General features: G+C 62.6%; 15 protein-coding genes. 3 read left to right on the forward strand and 12 right to left on the reverse strand.

Annotated features, from left to right (window positions below; translation table 11 throughout):
- Positions 1-94 precede the first annotated feature (94 nt).
- From ACWHVV_RS13035 to ACWHVV_RS13065, 7 genes are all read right to left on the reverse strand, one after another.
- Entirely contained in the window at positions 95-1,096 is a 1,002-nt protein-coding gene (locus tag ACWHVV_RS13035; RefSeq protein ID WP_447926624.1) for a YihY/virulence factor BrkB family protein, read from the reverse strand.
- Entirely contained in the window at positions 1,093-2,862 is a 1,770-nt protein-coding gene (locus ACWHVV_RS13040) for a proton-conducting transporter transmembrane domain-containing protein (RefSeq protein WP_447926625.1), read from the reverse strand. The genes ACWHVV_RS13035 and ACWHVV_RS13040 overlap by 4 nt, the downstream gene beginning before the upstream one ends.
- Positions 2,859-4,364, reverse strand: a complete 1,506-nt coding sequence (locus ACWHVV_RS13045; protein ID WP_447926626.1) for a proton-conducting transporter transmembrane domain-containing protein — start codon at positions 4,362-4,364, stop codon at positions 2,859-2,861. Before ACWHVV_RS13045 ends, ACWHVV_RS13040 begins: the two co-directional genes overlap by 4 nt.
- Complete coding sequence (locus ACWHVV_RS13050) at positions 4,361-5,851, reverse strand: complex I subunit 5 family protein (protein WP_447926627.1); 1,491 nt, start codon at positions 5,849-5,851, stop codon at positions 4,361-4,363. Before ACWHVV_RS13050 ends, ACWHVV_RS13045 begins: the two co-directional genes overlap by 4 nt.
- A complete protein-coding gene (locus ACWHVV_RS13055; protein ID WP_447529490.1) occupies positions 5,848-6,597 on the reverse strand; it encodes a DUF4040 domain-containing protein in 750 nt (249 codons plus the stop codon). Before ACWHVV_RS13055 ends, ACWHVV_RS13050 begins: the two co-directional genes overlap by 4 nt.
- Before the next feature lie 72 nt (positions 6,598-6,669).
- A complete protein-coding gene (locus ACWHVV_RS13060; RefSeq protein ID WP_447893938.1) occupies positions 6,670-7,335 on the reverse strand; it encodes an alpha/beta hydrolase in 666 nt (221 codons plus the stop codon).
- A gap of 67 nt (positions 7,336-7,402) precedes the next feature.
- On the reverse strand, positions 7,403-9,172 hold the full coding sequence (locus tag ACWHVV_RS13065) for an SLC13 family permease (RefSeq protein WP_447926628.1): 1,770 nt from the start codon (positions 9,170-9,172) through the stop codon (positions 7,403-7,405).
- 414 nt (positions 9,173-9,586) lie between these two features.
- Between ACWHVV_RS13065 and ACWHVV_RS13070 the strand changes: the two genes are divergently transcribed.
- Together ACWHVV_RS13070 and ACWHVV_RS13075 are read left to right on the forward strand one after the other, a co-directional pair.
- On the forward strand, positions 9,587-10,888 hold the full coding sequence (locus tag ACWHVV_RS13070; RefSeq protein WP_447926629.1) for an ATP-grasp domain-containing protein: 1,302 nt from the start codon (positions 9,587-9,589) through the stop codon (positions 10,886-10,888).
- 32 nt (positions 10,889-10,920) lie between these two features.
- Positions 10,921-12,957 carry a CocE/NonD family hydrolase gene (locus ACWHVV_RS13075; RefSeq protein ID WP_447926630.1) on the forward strand — a complete coding sequence of 679 codons (2,037 nt, stop codon included), beginning with the start codon at positions 10,921-10,923 and terminating at the stop codon, positions 12,955-12,957.
- A gap of 110 nt (positions 12,958-13,067) precedes the next feature.
- Here ACWHVV_RS13075 and ACWHVV_RS13080 read toward each other — a convergent pair whose 3' ends face one another.
- A complete protein-coding gene (locus tag ACWHVV_RS13080) occupies positions 13,068-13,271 on the reverse strand; it encodes a cold-shock protein (protein WP_009101184.1) in 204 nt (67 codons plus the stop codon).
- A gap of 210 nt (positions 13,272-13,481) precedes the next feature.
- Positions 13,482-15,158 carry a GMC family oxidoreductase gene (locus ACWHVV_RS13085; protein ID WP_447926631.1) on the reverse strand — a complete coding sequence of 559 codons (1,677 nt, stop codon included), beginning with the start codon at positions 15,156-15,158 and terminating at the stop codon, positions 13,482-13,484.
- 377 nt (positions 15,159-15,535) lie between these two features.
- On the opposite strand from ACWHVV_RS13085, the gene ACWHVV_RS13090 reads away from it, so the two are divergent.
- Positions 15,536-16,918, forward strand: a complete 1,383-nt coding sequence (locus ACWHVV_RS13090; protein ID WP_447893942.1) for an NAD-dependent succinate-semialdehyde dehydrogenase — start codon at positions 15,536-15,538, stop codon at positions 16,916-16,918.
- 95 nt (positions 16,919-17,013) lie between these two features.
- Here ACWHVV_RS13090 and ACWHVV_RS13095 read toward each other — a convergent pair whose 3' ends face one another.
- The 3 genes from ACWHVV_RS13095 to ACWHVV_RS13105 are packed head-to-tail and all read right to left on the reverse strand — an operon-like array spanning position 17,014 to position 22,031.
- Positions 17,014-17,766 carry a tellurite resistance TerB family protein gene (locus ACWHVV_RS13095; protein ID WP_447926632.1) on the reverse strand — a complete coding sequence of 251 codons (753 nt, stop codon included), beginning with the start codon at positions 17,764-17,766 and terminating at the stop codon, positions 17,014-17,016.
- A 51-nt stretch (positions 17,767-17,817) separates the two neighbouring features.
- A complete protein-coding gene (locus ACWHVV_RS13100; RefSeq protein WP_447926633.1) occupies positions 17,818-20,886 on the reverse strand; it encodes an AAA family ATPase in 3,069 nt (1,022 codons plus the stop codon).
- A complete protein-coding gene (locus ACWHVV_RS13105; RefSeq protein ID WP_447926634.1) occupies positions 20,883-22,031 on the reverse strand; it encodes an exonuclease SbcCD subunit D in 1,149 nt (382 codons plus the stop codon). The genes ACWHVV_RS13100 and ACWHVV_RS13105 overlap by 4 nt, the downstream gene beginning before the upstream one ends.
- Positions 22,032-22,082: the final 51 nt, after the last annotated feature.

Raw genomic sequence — 22,082 nt, forward strand, 5'->3', positions numbered from 1 at the left:
AAAGGCCCGCCACGCTAACTGGATAAATCTCTTAAACCTCACCTACAAAAGCGCCGCCTAACAGGCGGCGCTATGGCTATCCGGTGACGGGCGTCTACTTGCTATCCTGGTTTTTCCGGTCCTCCCCCATCGGGTTGGTCACCCCCACCGTATCCGCCGCGAAGGCTTCGCGCTCGCCCAACGGGCGGGGCTGGCCCACCGTCGTATCGCTCAGGGTTTGGCGCTCGAGCTCGCAGTTGAGCTCGGCGCCAAACAGGACGGTAAAGGCCGATAACCAAAACCACATCATCAGCGCCACCACCGCGCCCAAAGAGCCGTAAAGCTCGCTGAAAGCGCTGAAGTTACGCACGTAGAGCGAAAGCGCCGCGGAGCCAACCAGCCAGGCGGCGGTCGCCAGCAGCGTACCGTAGTTGATCCACTCCCAGCGGGGTTTGCGCCGGTAGGGGGCAAAACGGTAAAGCAGCGCGATCAGGACACTCATCAAAATGAGCAGCGCCGGCCAGCGCAGCCACTTCAGGACCCGGTCCACGGGGGGTTCGATAGTGAGCGAATCCACCGCCATGGGCACCAGCGCAATGAACGCAAGCGACACCAGGGTCATGACGATCAGCCCAAAGGTCAGCGTGGTCAGCAGCACCGTGCGGTGCAAAAAAGGGCGTTTTTCGCTCTCGCCGTACACCACGTTGAGCCCCACCACCAGCACCGCAACCCCTTTGGAGGCGATGAACATGGCGACCGCCAGCCCAATCATCGCCGCCATGAAGTTCCCCATTTCGGTGCTCTCGATCACCTGCTCGGCCTGTTGATCCATAAGCCCCGCCGCATCCGGCGGCATGAACCGGCTAATTTCGTAAAGCTGCTGGGCCGCCTCGAGCGGGTCGAACAACAACCCCCACAGTGAAATCACCGCCGCGATGGTGGGGAAAAACGCCAGTAAAGCGTAGAAGGCCGCCCCCGCCGCCAGCATGGTCAGCCGGTTGCGCCGGGCGGCGCGTATCACCCGCCAGCCGACATCCATCAACCCTACCTTCGGGATATCCTCGGGGGCGCGGGCGCGCCGGCCCCGGGACGTGCTTTTTTGGTGTGATCGGCTCATCCCAGGCCCTCCCAAATCAGTAAAAGTGCCAATAGCACGGCAAAGGCCATCATCAAGCCGCTGCCGTGCCGACGCATCCATCCCTCGCCTTGCAGGGTTTCAACCAACTGTGTCATAACGCGCGCTTCCAAAGCGAGCGCGCGTTCGACGCTGGCGTGCTTCGCCCGTTTCATCTTATTACTCACGCCCTTACAAAAGGCCACGCTTTTCAAGCCGACGGGGCGGTACATCCACCACAGATCCCCGGGCGGTAGCGGCTTCAAACCAAGCACTCGGGCAAGCCAGTACCCCACCACCACGGCCAGCACACCGGCGGGCAACGGCCAGACCAGCGACCAAAGCGAAGAGAGCCCCGGTACGTGCACACTGCCCTCGGGCAGCGGCAGCCACCAGGGCACAAAAAGCGCCCCGGCAATCGCCAGCGCCCAGCCGCCCAGTTGGAAGGCGTCACTGCCGCCTTCGCCGCGCTGCTGCCACTGGCGCCAAAGGCATACGCTCACCAGCGCCGTGGTGCCCACCGCCGCCAGCGTCAACAGCATGATCACCTGGCTATGGTGCATCTCCTCTAGTGCGTGTTTGACGCTGTACTTGCTGATGATGCCCGCGCCAAAGGCGCCGGTGAGCGAAAGCCCGGGCAACGCCAGCGCCAGCCATAAAATCACCGGGGGACGTCGCGGCAGGTGTTCGCTGATGCTGGTGCCCAGAAAGAGCGCCCCCTTGGCCAGCGCGTGGTGGCCGGCAAACAGTACGATACCTGGCAGTAACAGCGGCCAAAGCGCGGCGTTGACCAGGCCCATGGCCACCAGCGCCGTCATCATGCCCATTTGGCTAATGCTCGAGTAGGCCAGCACTGCCTTGGGATGGTGCTGGCCCACGCCGTAAAGCGCCGCCCCAAAAGCCGCGGCAAAGCCGGCGACGAGCATCACCTCGCCAAGGGTTTCGAGCTCGGCGGAAAGGCCTTCGGCGCCCAGCGGTAAAAGCACTAGCCAGCCCAAAAGACCGGCCTTGATCATGGCCCCGCTAAGCACCGCGCTCGCCGGGGCCGGGGCCGCCGGATGGGCCAGCGGCAGCCATACGTGAAGCCCCACCACCCCCGCCTTGACGCCAAACCCCAGCCACAGCAAAAGCGCCATCCACGCCCCCTGGGGCGCATCGAGAATCCCTTCGCGCACCCCGGCAAGCGTGGTCGCCTGGGACTCCCCCGCGGCCCAAAGAAGCCCCGCCAAAATCAGCCCCTCGCCGAGTACCGCCAACAGGATATAGGCGCTCGCCCCACGTTGGGCGCTCGCATCCTGGTTGTGCAGTACCAACGGGTAAGCCGCAAAGGTCATCAGTGCAAAGCCGAGGTAAAAGCTTGCGATATCCTGGGAAAGGATCAAGAACGCATTGCCCAAAAACGTCAGCGGCCAGAAAAACGTAAAGCGTAACAGCCGAGTGCCCTCTGTCGCCTCGCCCTCGCGGGCCCGCGCCAAGGAGCTCTTGAAATAGCCGCGGGCGTGCAGCGCCGCCAGGCTCCATAAAAGCGCGGTAAACCCAAGCCAGGCGCGGCTCAGCGCGTTGAGCTCCCAGTGGCCGCCCAGCATCCAGGCCGACCAGCTCCACTGGGCCTCGCCGACAAACGCAAGCGCCAGCGCAGGCCAGCCAGCACTTAGCCACCAAACGTTAAAAAAGCCGCGCTTCGCTGCAGGTACGCGCAGCGCCTGCCAGATAACGCCCGCCGCCACGGCCACGGGCCAGCCAAGCGCGAGTAGAAAGAGCGCCGTCATGGCAGATACTCCCCGACCGCGACCCGGGTCGCCCAGTCCAGCGGACTAAACGGCAGCCCTGCCAAAAGCCCGGCGCCCAGGCTCACCACCGCGGTAAACACCGCCGGCCACAACAGCCAGCCATGGGTCTCCAGCCGCCCCAGGCGCTGCTCCTGGGGCCACTCGCCCACCCCGTGAGCGGGGCCCTCACAAAACCAGAGCCGGTACACGACGGGTAAAAAGTAAATCGCGTTGAGCACACTGCTGGCTACCAGCACCGCCACGACCCAGTACATCTGGGCCTCGATCGCGCCAATCCCTAGGTACCACTTGGTGATGAACCCGGCGGTCGGCGGTAGCCCCATCATGCCAAGCGCGCCCACGGTAAACGCGATGCTGGTCAGCGGCATGCGCTTGCCGGCGCCGTTCATTTCATCGATACGGTGAATACCGAGCTCCTCGGCGTAGATACCCGCGCAGAAAAACAGCGTCACCTTCATCAACCCCTGGTGAAGCAGATGCGCCAGCGCCCCGATCGTGCCGAAGGGCCCGACCAAACACACCCCTAGCACCACGTAGGACACCTGGCTGATGGTGGAAAACGCAAGCCTGGGCTTGAGCTCTTTTTGGGTAATTGCGCGCAGCGAGCCGTAGATGATCGTAAAGGAGGCCAGTACCGCCAGCACCGTGGTCACGCCGAGCTCGACGCTTAGCTCGATGCCGTAAAGATCGTAGATGATACGCAAAATGCCGAACGCCCCGGCCTTGACCACGGCCACGGCGTGGAGCAGCGCGCTGACCGGCGCCGGGGCCACCATCGCCCGGGGCAGCCAACCATGCAGCGGCACGATCGCCGCTTTGACCGAAAGCCCCCCGACCAGCAGCGCGAAGATCACGGTCAAAAGCACGCGGTGGTCGTCGAGATAACGCGTAAGGCCACGCTCGGAGGCGAAGGATTGATCGCCGGTCAGGCTATAGAGCAGCACCACGCCCAAAAGCAGCACGACCCCGGCGCTGAGCGTATAGCGCAGATACACCCGTCCCGCCGCCAACGCCTTGGCACTGCCCGCGTGGGCCACCAGGGGGTAGGTCGAAAGCGTGAGCATCTCGTAGAAAATCAGGAAGGTGAACAGATTTCCCGCCAGCGCCACGCCCAGGGTGCTGGTCACGCAGAGGCTGAAAAAGCCGAAAAAGCGCTTACGGTTGGCCGCCCCTTCCAGGTAGCCGATCGCGTAAATGGTGGTGCAGAGCCACAGAACCGAAGAGAGCCCGGCGAACATCACGCCCAGGGCGTCGGCCCGCAGCACGAAATCGATGCCGCCAATAATCTGAAAACTAAAGGTGTCTTCATAACCGGCCCACACCCGCCCCACCATCAGCGTTACCAGCGCTACCTTGCAAACGGCAGCGCTCAGGTTGATGACGGTTCGAACCGCGCGGGCCTCTTCCGGCAAGGCAAAGATCATCGTGGCGGCAAACAGCGACACCAGCAAAGCCGCCAGCGGTAACCAGTCCATATTCATGCACCACCCCCGTGTAATAACGACAGCGGCAGATGCGCCAACAGCCCAAGTGCCAGCGCACCCAGCGCAAGCGCCATAGCGATCACATCCATGCCCGGCGCTAGCGGCTGGTAGCGATGGTGCGGGGCCGTTTCATCGAAGGAGTAACGAAATACGCGAAATATGTAGGCCGCGGTTAATAGCGTGCCGGCCAGCAGGGCAGCCACGGCCACCCACTGCCCTGACAACACCATGGCGTGTAGCAAAAGCCACTTGGCAGTGAACCCCGCGCTCGGCGGCAAGCCCATCAGCGTGATCGAGGCGATCCCGAAGACCAAAAGCGACAGGGGCAGATGCCGGCTGGTACCTGCAAGCCCCTTGAGCGAGCTTTCACCGGTAGCAAGAATTAGATTACCTGCGGCCAAAAACATCGCCGCCTTGGCCAGGGCGTGGCCGATCAACTGCAGCCAGAAGCCCTGCCAGGCAAGTGCCTGGGGAATCGGCGCGACGTCCGGGCCAAGCAGCAGTGGAAAGGCGACCATCAGATACCCAAGCTGGGCCACCGTGGACGAGGCCACCAGGGTTTTCAGCGAGTCCGCCCGCCAGGCGATCAACCCGCCCCAGACGATCGCCAGCGCCCCAAGCCAGGCGATGAATCGCGGTGCCCAGAAGGTATCGGGCAGCAAAATGCTCCAGAGCAGAATCAGAATATAAAGCGATGCCTTGATGACCAGCCCCGCGTGCAGCGCGCTGACCGGCGTCCAGGCGTTCTCGTGCACCGGGCTCAACCAGCCGTGCAATGGGAAAAGCGCGGCTTTCAGAGCAAGCCCGGCGCCAAGAAGCGACGCCGCCACCCAAGCGACCGCGCCGGGCTCGACCACCTCGGCCAGCTTCATCAGTTCGAGCTGGCCCCACTCCCCCAGAATGAGCGCCACCCCCATCAGATAAGTAAGCGACCCCACCAGGGTGAGCAGTAAATAGCGCATCCCCGCTTCCAGGGCGGCGGGCTTGTTCGATAACAGCAGCATGGCCACGGCCGACAGGCCCACGACCTCCAGGGCGAAATAGAGCGTCAACAGATCCGAGGCGAACCATAAAAGCGACAGCGCACTGATCTCGGCCCCCATGAGCGGCCAGAGCCAGCGCTGATTCGGGCCCGCCTCGGTCAGGCGCAAATAGCCCGGCGCGTAGAGCGCCGCCGCGGCGCCGACGCACTGAGTGAGCAACAGCAAAAGCGCGCCCAGTCCGTTCAAGCGAAGCGACAGATTCACCCCCGCCACCTCGGCCTGCCAGCGCAAAGTGCCCGCCGCCTGGGCATCCACCATTAGCGCCACCCCGGCGCCCAACACGACAAGGCTGACGACGAGCAGCGCACCCACCCGCCTGGGCGGAAAAACCGCCGCTAAAAGCCCCGCCAGTAGCGGCAGTAACAGCACGCACAAAAGCGCCCAGTGGCTAAGTGGCAGCGGCGTAAAGGTACTTTCCAGTAGACCGAAGCGCCAGCTCATTGCGCGCGCTCCGGGTGTTGCAGGTCTTCCTGGTCCGCTTCGCCTTCGTGGGCGCGTAGCTTTCGAATCACCAGCGCCCCCAAAAGCGAACCGAGCCAGGCGATCATCAGCGCCACGCCGACCAGCGCCTGGGCGCCTTCAACGGTACCGGCAAGGCCGGTCATCAATAAAAAAACGCTGGAGCCCAGTACATTGAAGGCAATCAGCCGGCGCAGGCGATGACGATGCAGGGCGAAGGCGCCCATCGCCGTGCCCACGATCAGCACCGCCACCAGCATCAGCGGATGCTCCGAAGGCGCGTAGGCCATGCCGGGCATGACGAGACGAAGCACCGCCCCGACCATGAAACACCAGGCCACGGTCAGCACCGCCCGGGCGAGGCGATGGCTGACCGGGCCACGAAAGGTATCGATGTGGCGGCTTGACGAGGATACGCGGCGAAAAAAGCCAAAGCGTGGCCATAAATCGCTAACGGTGAGTTCGTGAAAGGAGAAATAGCGAGGGTGATAGCCAAAGGCGCCGAGGGCGTAAAACAGGGTAGCGCCGGTTAGTAGTACACCCAGCACGAACTCCACCAGGGCGAGCCAGGGCGCGCCCAACCACCCCCAAACGAGCACCATGAGCAGGGCAAACACGACAAAGGCGCAGGTTGCCCGCGCCACGTGGCGGTCGAACAGGCAGACAAAGGCGGAAAGGCCAAGGCAAAGAGCCAGGCCCATTTCCAAAAGGTCGATAGACGCTAGCATAGGCCTTTGCGGGTACCCCTCGGCTTGAAAAAAACGACTGTGCCTGCCTTTTATTCGCTTGTCGACGTTGGGCTAACCCAGGCGCGCCTGCAGCCATTTTCCGATATCGTTGACCTGCTGCGGGCAGAGCGCGTGCGCCATGGGATATTGGCGGTAGTTAACGCTATAGCCCTTCTCTTTCAGGCGGTCGGCGCCGGCCCGGCCCAGGGTTTCCGGTACCACCGGGTCGAAGTTGCCGTGGTGTACTTCCACCGGCACCGACTGGTTCGCCGCGGCCAATTCGATGCTCTCGCCAGTGGCCAGGTACGTCGACATGGCCAGCAACCCGCCCAACGGCTGATCGAACGTGAGCGCGGCCTGGTAGGCGACCGCCCCGCCCTGGGAGAAGCCGGCCACGATGATCCGGCGGCTATCCATCCCTTGGTCGAGCTGCTCTTGAATCAGCGCCTGGATGCGCTCGGCGGAGTGCTTGAGCTGTGTTTCATCCACCCGGCGCCCCAGGTCCATCGCCAGAATATCGTACCAGGCGGGCATCACCATGCCGCCGTTCACGGTCACCGGCAAGCGCGGTGCGTGGGGCATGATGAAGCGGATATTCAGGTTTTTGGAAAGCCCCATGGCCGGGATCAGCGGCTCGAAATCGTGACCGTCAGCGCCCAGGCCGTGGATGATGAATACGCAGGCATCCGCGGGCTGCCCGTTCTTGGGCTCGACGATCAACTCACCAGGCTCTGACATAGCGTGATTTCCTCGCAAATAAAAGCGACACCCTAGCGCAAAGTGAGGCGCTGGGCGAGTGGTTCGGCTAGAACGGCCACACCAGCGGAATCAACGCAACGGCAATGGCGCCGGTCAGCACGTTCAAACCGCCGCCTACCTTGAGGAAATCGGTGATGCGATAGCCGCCGGGGCCATAGACCATCAGGTTGGTTTGATAGCCAATCGGCGTCAAAAAACTGGCCGAGGCGGCGAACATGATGGTCACCACGAACGGCATGATGCTCACGCCCAGACTCTCTGCCGCCGCCGTCACGACCGGAAAGATGATCACCGCGGCAGCGTTGTTGGTGACCAGCTCGGTCAAAAGCGCCACGACGCAGTAGGTGCCCAGCAGCAAAAGCCAGGGGCTGCCCGCCACCATCGAAAGCACGCCCCCGGCCAGCGCGTCCGCCGCCCCGGAGCTTGTAAGCGCCGCCCCCACCCCGAAGGAGGCGGCAATGGTCAAAAGCACCTGGGTGTCGAGGCCGCGCTTGGCACCGCCCACCGTGCAGCAGCCGGTCAAGAGCACTAGCGCCGCGCCCAGCATCGCCGCACCCAGCATGCTCAGCACGCCCACCGCCGCCAGCAGCACGGCGCCGAGCAGAATCGCCCAGGCCAACGGGGCTTTTTCGTGCACCGGGCGGGCGGCGCCGTTGAGCTCACTGATCAGCAAAAAATCCCGGGATTCCCGGTGGCGCTCGATGAACGGGGGGCGTGCCTCTAAAAGCAGCACATCGGAAGACTGCAAACGCACCTGGCCCAGATTGCCGGTGACCCGCTCGCCGCCGCGACACACCGCCAACACCGCCGCGCCGTAGAGCGTGCGAAAGCGGCCGTCGCGAATCCGCTGGCCAATAAACTGGCACTGGCTGGAGACCACCGCCTCGACCAGGCGGCGCTCCTTGAACTCTTTCTCCAAATTCGAGCCGCGCTCGCTCGAGGGAATCAGCCCGCGAATCTGCTGAAGCTCCACCGCCGCATCGCTGGTGCCGGCGAACACCAGCCGGTCGCCGCCTTTCAGCCGCTCCCCGGGGCCAACGACGCTGACCACGTTGCCCGCGCGCTCGATCTCGACCAGAAACAGCTCCTGAAGATGTCTCAGTCCCGCCTCCTCGACGCTGCGGTCAACCAGTACGCCGCTCGGGTCCACCTCCATTTCGATGGTGAACTCCCGCGGGTTGGCAAAGACTTTGCTCATCCCTTCCCGGCTGGGTAAAAGCCTGGGCGCCACGAAAATCAGATAGGCAAGCCCCGCCACCGCGACCGGTATGCCCACCCAGGCCAGATCGAAAAGCCCCATGGAGACCTCGGGGTAGCGCTCGGTCAAAAGCCCGTAGACCACCAGGTTGGTACTGGTGCCGAAAAGCGTCACCGTACCGCCCAGAATCGACGCGAAACTCAGCGGCATTAGAAGCCGCTGGGGCGAGCGCTTGATACGCCGGCTCCAGCTCATCACCGCGGGAATATAGGTCGCCATGACCGGCGTATTGTTCAAAAACGCGCTGAGCGAGGCGACCGGCAGCACCAGCCGCACCAGCGAACGCCGCTCGGTGGCTGGCGTCCCCAACACAAAGCGGATGATCAGATCGATCCCGCCGGTTTCCCGGATACCCGCCACCAGCACGTACATGAAGGCCACGGTAAAAAGCCCCGCATTGGAGAAGCCACCCAGCGCCTGGCCCGGGTCGATTACCCCCAGGGTCATCAGCACCACTACCGCGCCGAGCAGGATGATATCCGGGCCCAGGCGTGAGAGCGCCATTAACGGAAACACCGTCAATACGACCCCGATTGCAATCCAAGCATCTAGTGACATGACACGCGCCTTAAACAGTAAACGCTGCCATTGTGCCGCTTGGCAAATATTCTAAAAAGTTATTTTTAGAAACACATTAATATCATAAAAGAATAAGCAAACGAACCGCCTCGCCTCGCCGAACGTAACCCTGTTAGTCACATCCACCGTCTTTGGCGATTCAAAACATAGCGCCTGTATCTTATGTAACGAGTAACGGTCCCGGTAAAAAATAACGGTGCTCGTAAAAAGTAACGATCTTTTTAAAAGTAACGGTCTTTTAAAAAGTAACTAAGCTGATAAACGGGTGGCCGTTACCAAAACGAAAACAATGTCACTGGGTCTTGCCCCCCTTCGTCTTACTTCGCAGCTGTTCAATGCGCTGATCGATCGTGGTGTACGGCCAGATCTATCCGTGAATACTGGGAGTACCCCATGAAAACGCGTCATATCTTCGTCGTCGGCCTCAACGACTTCAATCATGAACGCCTCAAGCGGCTTCGAGGCGCCGAGCATTTTCACTTTCACGGGGTCATCGAACCCGCCGAGGTCTACGACACCGAAATATTTCCCATCGAGTCCATGGTCGAACGCGCCACTCAAACGCTCTCGGCCTTCGAGCACGACATCGACGCAATCGTCGGCTACATGGACTTTCCGGTCTCGACCATGCTGCCGCTTCTATGCAGGCGCTTCGCTACCCGCACGACCACCCTGGAAAGCCTTTTGAAGTGCGAGCACAAGTACTGGAGCCGGCTTTGCCAGCGCGAGGTGATCGGCAACTTCATTCCCCGTTTTACCGCTTTCGATCCCTTCGATGACCAGGCGCTGACCGAGATCGGCAAGGCGGGGCTCTACTTCCCGTTTTTCGTCAAACCGATCAAGTCCTCCGGCTCGCGGCTCGGGTTTCGTATCGACAGCCCCGAGGACTTCGAGTCCGCCATCGCAAAACTGCGCAGCGACATCGGGCTCATTTCCGAGCCCTTCAACTATATCCTCGAACAGGCCGAGATCCCCGACGAGGTGCGCAAGGTCGACGGCGGCTTCTGTATGGCCGAAGAGATCATCGGCGGCTGGCAGTGCACCGTGGAGGGCTACGTATTCGAGGGCAAGGTCGTCCCCTATGGCATCGTGGACTCACTGCGCTACCCGCGGGTACTCAGCTTTCTGTGCTACCACTACCCCTCCACCCTGCCGGATAAAATCCAGGACAAGATGCGTGAGCTGACCACCACGCTGCTCGCGCATATCGGGTTTGATAACGCCGCCTTCAACGTAGAGTTTTTCTGGGACGAGGTGCAAAACCGTATCTGGCTTTTGGAGGTCAACACGCGTATTTCCCAGTCCCATTGCGATATCTTCGAGAAAGTCGACGGCGTCAGCCATCAGCAGGTCACCGTCGATTTGGCGCTGGGACAGACACCGAACATGCCCCATCGCGAAGGCGACTACCCGGTGGCCGGCAAGTTTTTCTACCGGGTGTTCTTCGAAGACGCCACGGTCTACCGGGTCCCCTCCCCGTCAGAGATCGAAGCGCTCGAAGCGGACTTCCCCGGCACCCTGATCGACCTTCAAGTCGTGCCCGGCCAGCGGCTGTCGGCGCTGCCCGAGCAGGACGCCTATAGCTACGCGCTGGCCTATATCTGGATGGGCGCACAAAGTAGCCAAGCGCTGGAACAAAACTACTTGGCGCTTGCCCAGCGGCTCACCTTCGACTTCGCCGAGGTCGTCGGGTAACCCATCGCTTGCGCTTGCAAAGGAGTGTGCTGATGCAGATCGTGGATAATTTGCCCCGCCGGGTTTTCGAAGAGGAGACCTGGATCGAAATGAGCGACGGTACGCGCCTGTCCGTGCGCATTTGGCGACCAGAAGATGCCGAGAGCGATCCGGTCCCGGCGATCGTCGAGTACCTGCCCTACCGTAAACGTGACCTGACCGCCCAGCGCGATGCGGGTATGCACCGTTTCTGGGCCGGTCACGGCTACGCCGGAGTGCGAGTGGACATTCGCGGCACCGGCGAGTCCGACGGCGTACTTTATGACGAATACCTGCCCCAGGAACTCGATGACGGCGTGGAAATTCTGGCCTGGCTCGAGCGCCAACCCTGGTGCACCGGTAAGGCCGGCATGGTGGGTATTTCCTGGGGCGGCTTCAACGGCCTGCAGATCGCCGCGCTCCAGCCGCCCCAGCTCAAGGCGATCATCACCATCTGCTCCACCGACGACCGCTACGCCGACGACGTTCACCACATGGGCGGCTGCCTGCTGGTCGACAACCTCTCCTGGGCATCGACCATGTTCGACGGCAACGCCTGCCCGCCGGACCCGGCACTGGTCGGCGAGCGCTGGCGCGAGATGTGGCATGAGCGCCTGGCAGGCAGCGGGCTTTGGCTCAAGCAGTGGCTCGAGCACCAGCGCCGCGACGACTACTGGAAGCATGGGTCGGTGTGTGAGGACTTCAGCGCGATTCGCTGCCCGGTCTACGCCATCAGCGGCTGGGCGGACGGCTACTGCAACGCGGTGTTCCGGCTCATGCAGGGCCTCGACGTGCCCCGCAAAGGACTCATTGGCCCCTGGTCGCACAAGTACCCGCACCTGGGGGTTCCAGGGCCGGCCATTGGCTTTTTGCAGGATGCGCTGCGCTGGTGGGACTACTGGCTCAAGGGCATCGACAACACCATCATGGAGGAGCCCATGCTGCGGGTATGGATGCAGGAGTCGGCGCCGCCTTCGACGCGCTACGACCACCGCCCGGGGCGCTGGGTCGCCGAACCCACCTGGCCATCCGCCAATATCGTGCCCCAACACTTCATGCTGACCGCCGGCCACGACCTGGTGCCGGAGACCGATGCCAACCGGGAAGCGGCAAGCGACACGCCGCTTTCGCTGCGCTCGTCGCTGTCGGTGGGGCTGCACGCGGGCAAGTGGTGCTCCTACAACGCCCCGCCGGACTTGCCCCACGACCAGCGCGACGAGGACGGCGGCGCGCTGATCTTTCAAACCGCCATGCTGGCATCGCCGCTGGAGGTTTGCGGCCAGCCAGTGCTGGAGCTCGAGCTCTCCTCGGACAAGCCAGTGGCCATGGTCGCGGTGCGCCTGATCGACATTCACCCGGACGACAAAGCCACCCGGGTCTCCTACGGGCTACTGAACCTGACCCACCGTGACAGCAACGAGCACCCAAAACCGCTGGAGCCGGGCAAACGCTACCGGGTCAAGGTAGCGCTCAAGCATATCGCCCAGCAGTTCGTCGCCGGCCACGCCATTCGCGTATCGCTTTCGACCAGCTATTGGCCGATCGCCTGGCCCGCGCCGGAGCCCGCCCGGCTCACCTTTCACCCCGAGGCCTGCCGGCTGACCCTGCCCACCCGGGAGCCGCGTGTCGAAGAAGAGGCGGCCCTGCCGGCCTTCGAGCCGCCGGTGTCCGCACCCGGGCTCGCTACCACGGTGCTTGCTCCGGGGAGCGAGAGCTGGCGGGTGATCCGCGATTTGGCGACCGACGTCAACGAGCTCGAGGTGATCAACGATGAAGGGCGCTACCGTTTCGACGATATCGGCCTCGAAATCGGCGGCAAGGTGACCGAGCGCTACCGTTACGCCTACGGCGACTATCGCAGTATCGAGGGGATAACCGACTGGGAACGCATTTTTCGACGCGGTGATTGGGAGGTGCGCACGCTCACCCATACCAGGCTTACGGCCAGCGCCGACGCGTTTCGTATTCAGGCCACGCTGGACGCCTGGGAGGGGGAAACGCGGGTGTATTCGCAAAGCTGGGACGAATTCATACCGCGGGATCTGGTATGAAAAAGCCTTATATGAAAAAAGCTTGTATAAAAACAAAAAACCCCGCGATTGGCGGGGTTTTTTCGTTCCGTTTACCTTAGCGGCAATCGGACAACATCAACGCTGTAAAATTACAGTACTTTGATGTTGGAAGCCTGAAGGCCTTTTTTACCCTGAGTGACGTCGAAGGAAACCTTCTGACCGTCTTGCAGAGTTTTGAAGCCGTCAGCCTGGATTTCAGAGAAATGCGCGAACAGATCGTCGCCATTGTCGTCCGGAGAAATGAAGCCGAAGCCTTTAGTGTCGTTAAACCACTTAACGGTACCAGTTGCCATGATCGAAAATCCTCGATTTAGCTTAATCTAAAGCCGGGTAATACCCGAGTTACAGTGGGTAGAACAAGAAACTTTCACCAGACTCAACGCTAAAGCGTTTCAATGCTGCTGACAACGTTCGACTTGCTAACCTACTGCTTGAAGGATGTGCCCTACCAATGCACATGTCAAATTATATTTGAAAAAAATGTCAATACGATGACGGCCCTTTCAATGCCCCTCTAAAACCCACCGTGCGGCCTTTTCAGCGATCATCAGCGTGGGTGAATTGGTGTTCCCACTGGTGATCGTCGGCATGATGCCAGCGTCCGCTATACGCAGCCCGGCCACCCCGAAAACGCGCAGCCGACTGTCGACTACCGCCATTTCATCCTCCGCTTTACCCATGCGCGTGGACCCCACCGGATGAAAGATGGTGGTGCCGATATCCCCGGCCAAGCGGGTAAGCTCTTCGTCGCTTTGATACTGCACACCAGGCTTGACCTCTTGGGGCTTGTAACGGGCAAACGCCGGCTGCGCGGCAATGTGGCGGGTGACGCGAAGCGAATCCACGGCCACCTTTTGATCCTCTGCGGTGCTCAGGTAGTTGGGGCTGATCAAGGGCGCCGCTTTGGGGTCGCGGCTTTTCAGTCGCACCGTGCCCCGGCTTGTGGGGTTCAAATTGCAGACGCTTGCGGTAATCGCTGGAAAAGGGTGCAGCGGCTGGCCGAAGGCCTCCAAACTCAAGGGCTGCACGTGGTACTGGATATTGGGATGGGCGTAGTCGCTGGAACTTCGCGTAAAGGCACCCAGTTGCGAAGGCGCCATGCTCATCGGCCCGGTTCGCCTGGTCAAATACTCCCAACCGATGCCCATTTTGCCCCATAGCGTGGCGGCGATGGTATTGAGCGTTTGGGCATGGCTGACACGATACACCGAACGGATCTGGAGGTGATCCTGCAGGTTTTCGCCCACCCCGGGGAGCTCCTTTACTACCTTTATACCGACGCTTTCCAGCGGTTTTCGCGGGCCGATACCGGAAAGCTGTAAAAGGTGCGGCGTGCCGATCGCCCCGGCGCAGAGCACCACTTCTTTATCGGCGCTCACTCGCTGCACGCGCCCACCGCGCAGTACTTCAACCCCCGTGCAGCGAAGCGCCACCTCTGATTGATCGACGCAGAGCGTATTGACCTGAGTCGAATACCAAAGCGTCAGATTCGGGCGCTCGAGCGCCGGGCGCAGAAACGCCTTGGCGGTGTTCCAGCGCCAGCCCGCGCGCTGGTTCACATCGAAGTACGCCACCCCTTCGTTGCAGCCGCGGTTGAAATCGTCGGTGGGCGGAATACCCGCCTGCTGGGCGGCCTGGGCGAAATCATCCAGTACGGGCCACTTGAGCCGCTGCTTTTCGACCCGCCACTCGCCGTCTTTACCGTGAAACTTGCGATGCTCGGTATCGGCGCCGCCCGCCTCGTCCATACGGTAGTGGCTTTCATGGCGGATAAAATCCTCGAGGCACGCCTCCCAGCGCCAGGCCGGGTCGCCGGTGACACGGGCCCAGTGGTCATAGTCGCGGGCTTGCCCGCGCATGTAGATCATGCCGTTAATGCTCGAGCAGCCCCCCAAAACCTTACCCCGAGGGTAAATGAGCGAGCGTCCGTTCAAGCCCTGGGCCGGTTCGGTCGTGAAAAGCCAGTCGGTGCGTGGGTTGTTGATGCAGTAAAGGTAGCCCACCGGCACGTGAATCCAGTAGTAATTATCGCGCCCGCCCGCCTCTATCAAAAGCACCCGGTTAGCGGGGTCGGCGCTTAGCCGGTTGGCCATCAAGCACCCGGCGGTGCCGGCCCCGATGACGATGTAGTCGAACGGCTGATCGATTTGGCGTGCACCCTTGTTATTGGTCTTGGCCATAGCGCCTCCCGGACGTTGATTATCTGGCATCGCACCTTTGAAAGCGCCACTGCCAGCTCCTCTTCATCAAGGCTTAAAAGCGCCAAAAACGCAAACGGCGCCCGAACGCGGCGAAGGGGCCAGCCAGGCCTTGCCGGCCAAGCCTTGAGCCTGGAACACCGCCGTCAGGAACCTTCGCGCTTGGTAAATGATCAAAACGAGCTACCTTGAAATCGTCGCTTTAAAAAACAGGTTTTGCCAAAGCAGGATTTCTCTACTAAAGTATCAGGCGAGTCAATTAGACCAGTCGGCTAGTAGTTCTTCATTGCACCGTACTGGTTGCGGTGTCTTCGCCACCGCGACATCAAACAAGCGTTGATCTATAGATAGGAGATCTTATGAGCAACAGCATCACGACAGTCAACCCGGCCACCGGCGAGAACCTTGAAAGCTATCCGTTGATGGATGAAAGCCAGGCCCTCAAGGTGGTCGAGCAGACCCATGAGGCCTTTCTGCAGTGGCGCCTGAAGTCGCTCGACGAGCGTGCCAAGGTCGTCAAGGCGATCGGTAAAGCACTTGCCGACAACAAGGAAGCGTTCGTCAACCTGATGGTCGACGAAATGGGCAAGCCGCCGGAAGAAGCGCGCGGGGAAATCGACCTGTGTGTCGGTATCTGCGACTACACCGCCGAGCAAGGCCCGACCAAGCTTGCCGATGAAGAGCGCAAGCCCGGCAACGGTGAGCGTGGCTTCGTCACCTACTCGCCGATGGGCGTGATCTACGGCATTCAGCCGTGGAACTTCCCCGCCTACCAGGCGGTTCGTTACTCCATCGCCAACATCATGGCGGGTAACGCGGTGCTGCTCAAGCACGCCGAAAACGTCACCGGCAGCGGCCTGCTGCTCGAGAAAATCTACCGTGAAGCCGGCCTGCCGGAAAACGTCTTCCGCACGCTGGTCATCTCCCACGATGTGTCGGACAAGATCATCGAGCACAAATACGTGCGCGGTGTGACGCTGACCGGTAGCGACGGCGCTGGCCGCAAGGTTGCCGCCAAGGCGGCCGAGAACCTCAAGAAAACCGTTCTCGAGCTTGGCTCCAACGACGCCTACCTGGTGCTGGACGACGCGGATATGGATCTAGCCGTCGACACTTGCGTCACGGGCCGGGTGTATAACGGTGGCCAGACCTGCGTGGCCGCGAAGCGCTTCGTGGTGACCGAGAAAAACTACGAGGCGTTCAAAGAGCGTTTCGTCGAGAAGATGAAGAGCCTGAAAGTGGGTGACCCGAAAGAGAGCGGCACCAACGTCGGCCCGATGGCGCGTGTCGATCTGCGCGACGGCCTGCACGACCAGGTAGAGCAAAGCGTGAGCAAAGGCGCCAAAATCCTCTGCGGCGGTGAAAAGCCCACTGGTCCCGGTGCGTTCTACCCGATCACCGTGCTGGAAAACGTCGAGCCCGGCCAGCCGGCTTATGATGACGAGCTGTTCGGCCCGGTCGCAGCGCTGATTCGTGCAAAAGACGACGAAGACGCTATGCGCATCGCCAACGACAGCCGTTACGGCCTCGGCGGCGGTATCATCTCCAAGGACACCAAGCGCGCCGCGGAGCTTGCCAGCAAGTACTTCGATACCGGCATGGTCTTCATCAACGGCTTTGGCGTCGCCACACCGGAAATGCCCTTTGGCGGCGTGAAGGACTCCGGCTACGGCCGCGAGCACGGCGGCTTCGGCATGCACGAGTTCGTCAACGCCAAGGCAGTCATCGTCGTTAGCGAGTAATACCGCAACGCCGTTGGCTGGCCAGTTTGACTGGATAGAAACGAAAAACGCCGCAAGCGCTGCTTGCGGCGTTTTTTTATGCCCTGAAAGCGTGGTTACCTGCTTTCGCGCGCCAGACGCTCGAGCTCGGACGCCTGCTCATTGGAGATACCCATCGCGTTGGCAAGCTGGTCGAGCCACGCGCGCCCCTTGGGATCCCCATCATTTATAACCGCCACACTAATCAAGTACATCTCGCGGGCGGCCTCGGGCGAGTCCGCCTGTTCGGCAAGCGCCTCGGCATCCAGTGAAGCGTTTAGCTGCTGCTCGACCCAGGCGTGCAGCTCATCATCGGCACCCAGGGCGTGCATCTTTCCGGTCATCGAGGCGCGTATCTGCTCGTCGTTTTGAACGGCGGCGCGGGCGGCCATGATCATGGCCTGCAGCAGTGCCCGGCTGCGCTGCTCCTGGCGCTCGCCGCTGAGGGAGTCGACGTGTTCGCCCTTCGCTCGGGCCTCGTCGCTTTCCCACTCGCTGTCCGCTGCACCACCACGGCCATTGCGTAACTGGGAGCTCTGCCACGCGTTCCAGGCATACACGCCTATGCCCGCCACAAGGCCATATTTGAGCGCCTTACCGGTCAGCTTACGGCCAGGCCCGGAGCCCATGAGTATCGCCAGGGCGCCGCCGCCCAGCGCACTCTTCGTATCGAAACCGCTCGAACGGGATGACGGGCCCGATGCATGACGGCCCACGCGGTGATCCGGCTGACCATCCGACCGAAGCGCTGGATCATCCAGCACTCCCTTAATAGCGAATTCGCCGTCATCTTGCTGCATCAACTGCTTAAGAATAGTACTCGCGTTCATCCGTGGACTCCTTGAGCTAATGGAGTGGCAACCCGCCACCCTACCAGCAGATTAGACGCTTTCGGCCCCTTTTACCTCAACCCGGCTTCCCAAGCGGCTGGTACTGACCTCTATACGAACCGGCATTTGCTCTTTAAGTTCGCTCACATGCGAGATGATGCCGATCATGCGCCCGCTCATTTGCAGATCGCACAGCACCGCGATCGCCTGATCCAGCGCGTCCTGGTCCAGGCTTCCAAAGCCTTCGTCGATGAACAGCGTATCGAGCTGGATGCCGCCGGCGTAGGCCTGGACCACGTCCGAAAGCCCCAGCGCCAGCGAAAGCGCCGCCATGAAGGATTCGCCTCCGGAGAGCGTGGCCACCGAGCGCTGCTTGCCGGTGTAGGTATCGGCGACGTCGAGCTCCAGGCCGGACGCCTTGTTGCCTTTCGAGGGGTCTTCGCGGCGCACCAGCTGGTAGCGCCCACGGCTCATGCGCACCAGCCGCTCGGAGGCCTGAATCAGCACGTCGTCGAGCAGCACCCCCAGCACGAAGCGCTGCAGGCTGATGCGGTGGCCGGTGCGCCCGTTGGCGACGTCACTGAGCGTGCCCCAGAGCCGGTACTCCGCCTCGAGCTTTTCCTGAGCCGCGTGGGCAGCCGCGAGTTTTTGACGAATGGCGGCCAGGTTGGCCAGCCGAGCATCGAGGGAGCGCCAGGCTTCGAGCCGGGTGTTCTCCTCGTGCTGAGCGGCCTCGACCGCCGCCTCGAGCTCGGCCACGTCCGGCAGCGCTTGCTCGCCCAGTTGGGCGTTGGCGCCGGCCAATGCCCCTTCCAGTTCGGCCAGGCGATTCCGGTAGCTTTCGACTTGCTCGGCAAGCGCCTGGCGCTGGTGGGCGTCGAGCCTGGCGGCCTCGAAGGCCGCGGCGTCCTCGAAGGGGCTTTGGCCCAGCGCCTCGCGCCAGGCGGCGCTTGCCTTGTCAAGGGCGCTCGTACACTCCTCCAGGCGTTTGTCGGCGCCGCTTAGCCGCTCTTCACAGCGGGCTTTTTGGCTTTCGTGCGCGTTAAACGCCTGCTGAGCCTTTTGGTAGGTGCTTTCGATTTGCGCAATGTCGCTATCAAGTGTGGCCAGGCTCGCCTTGAGTGCCTGGGGGTCGCGGGCATCCGCAGGTAGCGCCTCGCTTAGCTGCTCGTAGTGGCTTGCCAGCCGCAGCGCCTCCTCCCGAGCGGAGTCCATCTCGGCGCGGCGGGTTTTGAGCGCTTTGTCCTGAGCCGCCCACTCCTGGCGCAGCGCATCGCGGCTTTGTTGGTGCTGGGTAATCTCGCTTTCTACCTGGCCACGCCGCGCCGCTTGTTCGCCTTGCGCCCTCACGGCGTGCTCGAGTTCGGCCAGGGTCGCGCTCGCCCACTCGCCCAGTGCCTGGCTCACCTGAGCGTGCTGCTCATCGAGGTTTTGGCGTTTCTGGCGGCTCTCTTGCAGCGCGCGCTCGGCGGCGTTGCTTGCCTGGCGGGCGTTTTCTAGCGCCACCCTAGCCTGTTCCACCTGTTCTTTGGTGACCACGTCGACCTGGCCTTCGGCGGGAGCCGGGTGGTCGGGGCTGCCGCATACCGGGCACGGCGTCTCGGCTTGTAAGGTGCGCGCCAACAGCGCCGCCTGCCCCTGGTGCCAGCGCATTTCCTGCTCGGTGGCGTAGCGCTCGGCGCGCTGGGCCTCCCGCTGGCAGCGCTCGAGGGTTTGTTCGCCACCGCGACGCTGCTCGTCGAGCGCCGGGGCCTGGCGGTCGAGCGCCTCCAGCTCCTGGCGTTTGGCAAGCAGCTCCCGGTGGCGGGCAAGCTCCGAAGGCGCCCCTGCCAGGCGCTGGTACTCGGTTTGCAGCGCCTCCAGCTGCGTACTGAGCGCCTCACCCCGGCGCCGGGTATCCTCGAGGGCTTTCTCGTCGCGCTGAAAATTCGCCTCGGCGGTTTGCTTGTGGGCCGCCGCCGCCTGCACGCGGGCGCTTAGCGCGTGAAGCGCCTGGCCTTTCTCCAGATACTCGCCCAGCTGGCGGCGGCGTTCGGTAAGCTCGCCAAGGTCCTGATGACGCCGGCGGGCCGCCTCGAGCGCGGCGTTGGCGGCTTCCACGCGGGTGCGCTGTTCACTCAAGGCCTCGCTGGCCTGGCGCTGCTCCGCTTGCGCGGCCTGCAGCGCCTGATGCGCCTGATGGCGGGCCTCAAAAGGGGCGCGCAGCGCTTGGGCCTGGCCGTCCTGGCTTAGCCGCGCCTGGGCGCGCTCGATCGCCTCGGCCTGCTCGATGTGCGCGGCCTTGTCGTTGACCAGGGCGTCGCGGGCGGCGAACTGGCGCTCCAACGCGGCACCCACGTCGCGGTTTTTCTCCGCCGCGCGGCGCGCCCGGCCGGCGGCTTCGCGCAGGGCGTGCGCCTGCTCGACCCGGGGCGTTAGCGCACTCGCCTCCTCCTCCAGCGCCGCTTCGCTTTCGAGCTCGCCGCCGGCCAGAATCCCGCTAATGTGCTGATGGTGGCTTTTGACCCTGGCGACGATCTCTTTCGAGCGTTCCAGCAACTGCTCTTCGATGCGCTGAAAAATATGCGTTTGAAAGAGTTTGGCGAAGATCTTCTCGCGATCCTTGGACTCTGCGACCAGCAGCTCACGAAACCGGCCCTGGGGAAGCACCATTACCTGGCGAAACTGAACGGCGTCCAGGCCCAGCAGCGTCTGTACCTGGCCGGTGGCTTCGCTCACGCTTTTGGCGACCAGGCACTTGTCCTCTTGGCGGTCCTCGGTCAGGCGCCAAAGCTGGGCCTCGGTGCTTTGGGTGGTGGTGCCCTCGCCGCGCGCTTTTGGGCGCTCCTGCTGGGGTACGCGACGAATACGGTAGAGCGCGCCGCGTAGGCGAAAATCGAGGGTGACCTCGGTCAACAGCGAAGCGTCGGCCTGGTCGCAGCGCATTTGGCTCGCCGTGCGCTCGTCACCGGTGGTTTGGCCGTAAAGCGCAAAGCAGATGGCGTCGAGAATCGAGCTTTTGCCCGCCCCGGTGGGCCCGTTGATCAAAAAAAGCGGGTGCTCGCCCAGGGCGGTAAAATCGAGGCGCTCGCATCCGGCGAAAGGGCCGAACGCCTGCATGGTCAGCGCCAGCGGGGTCATAAGGCGCCCTCCGCTTTACTCAACTCGCCAATCAAATCGCGCATGTGGGCCTGCTGCTCATGAGTCATCGCCTCGCCGCTGGTCTGCTCGAAAAAGTCGCTGAACATGTCCAGCGCGCTGAACTCGAGCTTCTCGCGGTCGAGCTGCTGGGCGCCGCGCGACTCGAGCATGCCGGGCTTTTCCAGGTGCAGCACGTTGGGATACAGCGCGCGCAGCTTGCTCATGGGGTCGAGAATCGCGTGACGATCAGTAAGGCGCACCAGCAGGTAATCGTCGCGGCCCGCGCTTTCGCCCTGGCCGGCGGCCAGGAGCGCTTCGAGCTCGCCTTCCAGCACCCGCACTTCGCGCCTGGGCGTTAGCACGCGGTGCTCGAAGCTTACCTGGCCCTGCCCGTCGACATCCACCAGGGTGACGCCCTTGCGCTGGCGGGCTTCCGAGAAGCTGTATTTCAAAAGCGAGCCGCTGTAGCGGATATGTTCGCCGCCGCGATACTGCGGGCCGTGCAGATGGCCAAGGGCGACGTAATCAAAGCCCTGCATCGGCTCCCAGGCCACGCTCTCCGCGCCGCCCAGGTTCAGCGGGCGCTCGGAATCCGAGGCGCTGGCGCCGTCGACGAAGCAGTGGCTCATCAAAAACGTCGGTGTACCCCCGCGGCGGGCGGCCTCGATACGTTCGAGCAAGAAGCGGTGGGCGCTGTCGAAATCCCGCACGTCACATTTGAAGTGGCTGCGTACGTGGGCAGGGTCCGCGTAGGGAATGCCGAAAACATCCACCTCGACGCCACCGGCGGTGAGCGTGACCGGCGCATCACACTCCGCCAAATCAGAAAGGATATGCAGCCCCGCCTTTTTGAGATGACGGGCGCCAAAGCGAAGCCGCTCGGCGCTATCGTGGTTGCCGGAGATCATCACGACCGGTAAGCCGCGCTTTTCGCAAAGCTCGAAAAGAATGTCGTCGAGCAGCGTAACGGCGGCGGCCGGGGGAACCGAGCGGTCGAAAACGTCGCCGGCGACCAGCACGACGTCCACCGCGTCCCGGTCGACGATCTCGACGAGCTGGTTCAAAACGAAGCGCTGGTCTTCAAGCAGCGAGACGTTGTGAAACAAACGCCCCAGATGCCAGTCCGCGGTGTGAAGTAGTCGCATGGCAGGCTCGCCGTTGTAAAAAGTGCCCGCATCTTAGCACTCTCTAAAGAC

Source organism: Vreelandella sp. EE27, assembly GCF_968206495.1.